This is a genomic window from Yinghuangia sp. YIM S09857, from assembly GCF_051388915.1.
Taxonomy (GTDB): Bacteria; Actinomycetota; Actinomycetes; order Streptomycetales; family Streptomycetaceae; genus Yinghuangia.
In genome coordinates, this window is the sequence record NZ_JBPKBH010000002.1 from 214,829 (window position 1) to 218,253 (window position 3,425).

A 3,425-nucleotide genomic window follows, 5' to 3' on the forward strand; every position below is an offset into this window, starting at 1 on the left:
CGTCGACCCCCACCAGTTCGGCTTCGCCGTCGCCACCGTCGACGGCGCGGTCCACACGGCGGGCGACAGCGACGTGCCGTTCGCCATCGAGAGCATCTCCAAGATGTTCGCGCTCGCGCTTGTCCTGTCCCACGAGGACGAACGCGGGACCGCGGACGGAACCGCGGACGGGACGGGCACCGGGGCCAGAGCCGGCGGCGGGGGCGGGGCCGAGGCCGGGCTGTGGGCGCGCGTGCACCGCGAGCCGTCCGGCGAGCCGTTCAACTCCCTCATCCAACTCGAAATCGAACAGGGCATCCCGCGCAACCCGTTCATCAACCCCGGCGCCATCGTCGTCACCGACCACCTGCACACCCTCACCGGCGACGCCTATGGCGCGGTACGCACCCTCCTCGCCCGCGAGAGCGGCAACCCCGACCTGCGCGCCGACGCCACCGTCCACCGCTCCGAGACCGCGAGCGGCGACCGCAACCGCGCCCTCGCCTACCTGATGGCCGACTTCGGCAACATGCGCAACCCCGTGACGGTCGCCCTCGACCACTACTTCCGCCAGTGCTCCATCATGATCACCTGCACCGAACTCGCCCGCGCCGGCCTGCTTCTGGCCCGCCGCGGCCGCCGCGCCGACGGCACCCGCCTGATCCGCGCCGACGACGCACGGCGCATCACCGCGGTCATGACCACGTGCGGAACGTACGACGAGGCGGGCGAGTTCGCGTACCGCGTCGGCCTGCCCTGCAAGAGCGGCGTCGGCGGAGGCATCCTCGCCACCGTCCCCGGCCGCTGCGCCGTCGCCGCCTGGGGCCCGGGCCTGGACCCCAAGGGCAACTCCGTCGCCGGCGCCGTGGCCCTGGAGACCTTCGCCGCGGTCTCAGGCTGCTCACTCTTCTGAGCGCGGCCGGCCGGGGACGCGCAGACCCGGTGGGTGGACGCGGTGGACCGGCGCAGGTCGGCGGTGTTCTACATGATCGACCTGATGGCCCGACGCATCACCCGCGGGGCCACGCCGACCTGGCGCGGTGCCTGAGCAGCGGATCAGGAACCGACCCATTGGTTCAGAGCATGGCGGCGAGTAGTTCACCGTGTTCGACTTGGTCGCGGGGCAGAGTCAGCCCGAATTCGGCATGCAGCATTCGCAACGTCCTCCGCTGTTCCTCGCCGACTCCGAGGTCGGCGGCGGCACCGTCGGGCAGGAGGATGCCGGCGCGGGTGAGTTCCGGCACCATGCGGTCGGGGTCGCTGCCCCAACGATTGACCGGCGACTCGTACTGGCACACCAGCACCCCGGCCACCGCATAGCTCAGCACCGTCACCGCGTTGACGTTGACCATGGTGCTCAGCGCCACCGTGTTCGTCGAGACCGCGGCGAGGACGTCGCGATCCGTGCCGCGGATCCCGCCGTCCTCGACAGCGAAAGCCCAGCCACCAGCCTCGCCGGCGCGGATCACCCACTCCTTGTCCGCGATGACAGCCTCGTGCCCCTCCTCGTCGGCAAGGTCCTCGATCCAGTGATTTGCGTCGATCCGAGTCTTCATGGCGGTCGTCGCCACGTCGCAGCCCAGACGCCGCAGCAACTCGACCGCCGACATCCCACGCGCGAACGTCACGCAGTAGCCGTACTCGTTGAAGGTCGAACCCTCAAGCCATTCCGGACTGTCACCCATCGTCCCGCCCCACGTGATGTCCCCGATTCGGTCGGGCGACCCTAACCAAGCTGCCGGACAGGCGGTGTCGGCCAGGCCACGGCGTGCAGATCGAAAACATCTGCGACGAAACGCTCTTTCACTGCCCGGGGCCGGGCGCGGGGGCGGCGGGGGCGGTGATGGCGTTGTGGAGGGCGGTGGCGAAGTCGGCGGGGGTGGGGAAGGAGTAGCCGGCGGTGCCGTCGCCGGACGAGGAGAACGACACGTCCGCGCAGTCGTCGGGGCCCGGGGCGGTGCTGACGGCCAGGACCTCGCCGACGACGCGGCCGGTGCGGGCCTCGTACAGGGTGAGCCGGTAGCGGCCGGGATACAGGACGTTCGCCCAGCTCTCGGCCCCCTGGACGGCCTTGTACGCGCAGGTCGCCAGCGGCCGGTCGTCGGGCAGGCGCCGCTCCGCGGGCTGCTGGCACGCCACCAACTGCACGGCGCCCGGCGCCGGTTCCTGCGCCGTGGCCGCGTCGGCGGCGGCGAACGGCGGGCGTTCGGTGTACGAGCCCTCCTCGGTGCGGTAGCCGCCCCTGGGCGGGAACACCACCACCGGGTGCGGCCCGGGACCGGAGTACAGCACGGTCTCCGCGAACGGCGCGCCGTCCTCGCACAGCCGGCCCAGGTCGTACAGGTCCTCCGGCACGCCCCGGTCCGGCGACGGCACCCCGCACCCCGCGGCCGCCGCCACGGCGAACACCACCGCCCCCACGGCCGCCCCGACCCCACCCCCGCTCAGGCGCCGCACTGCCGCCCGCCGCCGTCGTCGTGATGCCATCCCCCACGGATACCAGCAGCACCGCGGTGAAGGCGACCCGCCGAGGTCGGGGCGCACGCCCCGTACCCCTGCGAGCACCGATGCCGTGGCGGACCACGACCGACCCGGCGCGCTTGTCGCCGTTCGCCGTGTGGCGGTGGTGTCTCCGGGTAGCGCGTACACACCACCCCGTCCCGAGGGCTGCCGCAACCGACCCACGGAGGAACCCGATGCTGCTCGCGCACCCCGCCGTCCTGGCCGGCCTCGTCGAACGCTACGAGGCGATGGTCCTCCTCCACGCCGAGAACGGCACAGGCGAGGCGCGTCGGCGCACGGGCGACCTCGCGTACACCCTGTGCACCGCCACCGGCACCTCCGACGTCGACGCCGCACTGATCGCCGCCCGCCACCACCTGCCCGGTGCCCGCCCCGGGGACGACTCCGTCGTCCCGGCCCGACGGCCGCAGGAGGAGGTGCCGCCATGGGATTCAAGAGCGCGAAGGACGAACTGAAAGGCAGGGCCAAGGAACTCGCCGGACGCGCGACCGGGAACGAGCAACGCCGCAGGGACGGCGAGGAGGAACACCAACAGGCCAAGGCCGAAGGACTGGCCGAGGCCGACGCCGCGACCCGCAAGTCCGCGGCCGTCACCGACCCGTCCAGCTCCGACCGGGACGGCGGCAAGCACGACACGCGGGAGGCACCCTGACTTCGAACTGACCTCGGACTGACGTCGAAGAACTCCCCGCGCTGCGCGTGATCCCGGCCGCCGTCTTGGTGAGTGGGCTCCGGAACGCCCCGGCGCACCGGGCGCGGCACACGTGACGTGACCAGGAGCCTCGTCGCAGGCGGTCGTGCCACGTGGACCGAAGCCCCCTGCGACCGGCTATGTCAGGGCGGAATGAGCTCAGCGCAGGATTTCCACACGCAACCTCTCGTTCGGCGTGGCGATGTCCCAGTACCGAACAGTGCCCCGGGGG

Annotated in this window: 5 protein-coding genes; 3 read left to right on the forward strand and 2 right to left on the reverse strand. The window is 72.3% G+C overall.

From position 1 onward, the window contains the following. A partial coding sequence (gene glsA, locus ACRX5S_RS04145) for a glutaminase A (RefSeq protein ID WP_436771342.1) occupies positions 1–892 on the forward strand: 892 nt, incomplete at its 5' end. A 163-nt stretch (positions 893–1,055) separates the two neighbouring features. Here the strand turns inward: glsA and ACRX5S_RS04150 are convergent. Both ACRX5S_RS04150 and ACRX5S_RS04155 read right to left on the reverse strand, forming a co-directional pair. Beyond that, complete coding sequence (locus ACRX5S_RS04150) at positions 1,056–1,664, reverse strand: DUF6461 domain-containing protein (RefSeq protein ID WP_436771343.1); 609 nt, start codon at positions 1,662–1,664, stop codon at positions 1,056–1,058. 118 nt (positions 1,665–1,782) lie between these two features. Continuing rightward, on the reverse strand, positions 1,783–2,466 hold the full coding sequence (locus tag ACRX5S_RS04155; protein ID WP_436771344.1) for a hypothetical protein: 684 nt from the start codon (positions 2,464–2,466) through the stop codon (positions 1,783–1,785). Positions 2,467–2,675: 209 nt separating this feature from the next. On the opposite strand from ACRX5S_RS04155, the gene ACRX5S_RS04160 reads away from it, so the two are divergent. Next, the gene (locus tag ACRX5S_RS04160; RefSeq protein WP_436771345.1) at positions 2,676–2,957 is read left to right on the forward strand and encodes a DUF5133 domain-containing protein; all 282 of its coding nucleotides are present in this window, start codon (positions 2,676–2,678) and stop codon (positions 2,955–2,957) included. Then, complete coding sequence (locus ACRX5S_RS04165) at positions 2,927–3,154, forward strand: CsbD family protein (RefSeq protein ID WP_436771346.1); 228 nt, start codon at positions 2,927–2,929, stop codon at positions 3,152–3,154. Before ACRX5S_RS04160 ends, ACRX5S_RS04165 begins: the two co-directional genes overlap by 31 nt. The last annotated feature ends 271 nt before the right edge of the window (positions 3,155–3,425 follow it).

Bases quoted from the DNA above. Each gene is read 5' to 3' on its own strand.
- ACRX5S_RS04150 (WP_436771343.1), bottom strand. From the start codon at position 1,664: ATGGGTGACAGTCCGGAATGGCTTGAGGGTTCGACCTTCAACGAGTAC.
- ACRX5S_RS04155 (WP_436771344.1), bottom strand. From the start codon at position 2,466: ATGGCATCACGACGACGGCGGCGGGCGGCAGTGCGGCGCCTGAGCGGG.
- ACRX5S_RS04160 (WP_436771345.1), top strand. From the start codon at position 2,676: ATGCTGCTCGCGCACCCCGCCGTCCTGGCCGGCCTCGTCGAACGCTAC.
- ACRX5S_RS04165 (WP_436771346.1), top strand. From the start codon at position 2,927: ATGGGATTCAAGAGCGCGAAGGACGAACTGAAAGGCAGGGCCAAGGAA.